We start from the raw sequence: 1,806 nt of genomic DNA, 5'->3' as shown, positions 1-1,806 counted from the left end.
TTGGAATGCTGTCCAGCTTCGTCTTATTCGCTCCTGGGATCGACGGATATGACCGAGTGCAGCGCGAGATCGGCGCTGCGGTGGCAGGGGCCGTGATCGGCGGGATTCTTGGCTTGGCCTATCAGTCTGTTGAAAAAGTGCCCTTGACGGTCATGGTATATTGCCCGCGAGGTTCATCAACTCACCGCAAGGAAACAAGGGCATGGCACTCGGGAAACGGAAGACCGAACAACAGGCCGCTTGGATTGCTACAAACGAATTGCCCAAGTCGCCGGGGCACCCCTTCTACAAAAAACTGAATGTCCTCTTGGCGGAGGCCGGCTTCGACCAATGGCTCGAGAAGCTTTGTGCGCCATACTACGCCGCCAACATGGGGCGCGATTCGATCCCACCGGGCGTGTATTTCCGCATGATTCTGGTCGGTTACTTCGAGGGCATCGGTTCGCAGCGCGGGATTGCTTGGCGGTGCGGTGACAGCCGTTCGTTGGCTGAGTTCCTTGGAGTGCCACTGCACGAAGAAACTCCCGACCACTCCAGCCTGTCGCGGATTCACGACCGGCTGCCGCTGGAAGTCCATGAGGCGATGTTCGTCTTTGTATTGAAGCTCGCCGCCGAGCATCAATTGCTCGCGGGTAAGACCGTGGCGGTCGATTCGACGATGCTGGAGGCCGACGCGGCGATGAAGAGCATTGTGCGTCGTGCCACGGGCGAAGATTGGAAGACCTACCTGCGCGGCTTGGCCGCCGAAGCCGGCCTGGAAAACCCGACGGACGAGGAACTGCGGCGATTCGACAAAACTCGTCGGGACAAGAAGGTCTCGAACGATGACTGGATGTCGCCGAACGACGCGGAAAGCCGAATCGCCCGCATGAAAGATGGCACGACGCATCCGGCCTACAAGGCTGAGCACGTCGTCGATCTCGAAACGGACTTGGTGCTTTCCGCCACGATCTATCCGGCCGATCGGGCGGACACCGAGACCTTGGCCGAGAGCGTGGTGCAGGCGCAGTTGAACGTGATTGAGGCCGAAAGTCCAGCGAACATCAAGGAGGCCGTGGCCGACAAGGGCTATCACGCGGCGGAGACGTTGGCGGTCGTTAACGAGACGTTGGGAGTCCGGACATACATTCCTGAGCCGAAGCGTAAGCGCCCTTGGAAGTGGAGCGAGCGATCCAAGGCGGAGCGTACGGCGATCACCGGCAATCATCGTCGTGTCCGCGGTCCGCGGAGCAAGAAATTGCAACGGTTGCGGAGCGAATACGTCGAACGGTCGTTTGCTCATGTCTGCGAGACCGGCGGAGCGAGACGCTGTTGGCTGCACGGATTGTTACAAGTCTCGAAACGTTATCTGCTCCAGGTCGCGGCGCGCAACCTGGGACTGATTATGCGCAAGCTGTTCGGAATCGGTACTCCGAAGGGGTTGCAGAAAGAAACGAAACTTGCCGCGCCTGCGTATCTTCTCATGCTAATGACGTGGTGCATTGTCAGCGCGTATCGGCGCGGGTTGACTGCCATGAGCGCGTCGGCGGCCCGTCATGGCCTCCGACGGCCGGCAATCACGTCGCTGGCCTGAAAGTCGCACAAGTTCAACAGGCTGCTAGGCGTGTAACGCGCTGCCGCACGGCAGGATTAAGAGCCACGCGACGGATCGATTGAACGACGAAGTTTTCGACCCGCCGCGCGGCAGAATGACAGCCGGCGACCGCGCCCCGGAGCGAGGAGCTACGGCCGCACGACTGCTTAGGCGAGTTTCAATCGAACAAAGGCTTCGGCGAGCGCTGGCATCCCGTCGCTCTTCATCCGGCC

At 60.3% G+C, this 1,806-nt stretch carries 1 protein-coding gene; it reads left to right on the top strand.

The features are described from left to right. Positions 1–202 precede the first annotated feature (202 nt). The gene (locus tag VGY55_02020) at positions 203–1,573 is read left to right on the top strand and encodes a transposase (protein HEV2968734.1); all 1,371 of its coding nucleotides are present in this window, start codon (positions 203–205) and stop codon (positions 1,571–1,573) included. Positions 1,574–1,806 lie beyond the last annotated feature (233 nt).

Source organism: Pirellulales bacterium (assembly GCA_035939775.1).
Classification (GTDB): Bacteria; Planctomycetota; Planctomycetia; order Pirellulales; family DATAWG01; genus DASZFO01.
The sequence above is the reverse complement of the archived record's forward strand: the minus strand, read 5'-3'. Positions and strand labels throughout refer to the sequence as shown.

Excerpts from the sequence above, each read along its gene's own strand:
- VGY55_02020 (HEV2968734.1), top strand. The coding sequence starts at position 203 with ATGGCACTCGGGAAACGGAAGACCGAACAACAGGCCGCTTGGATTGCT.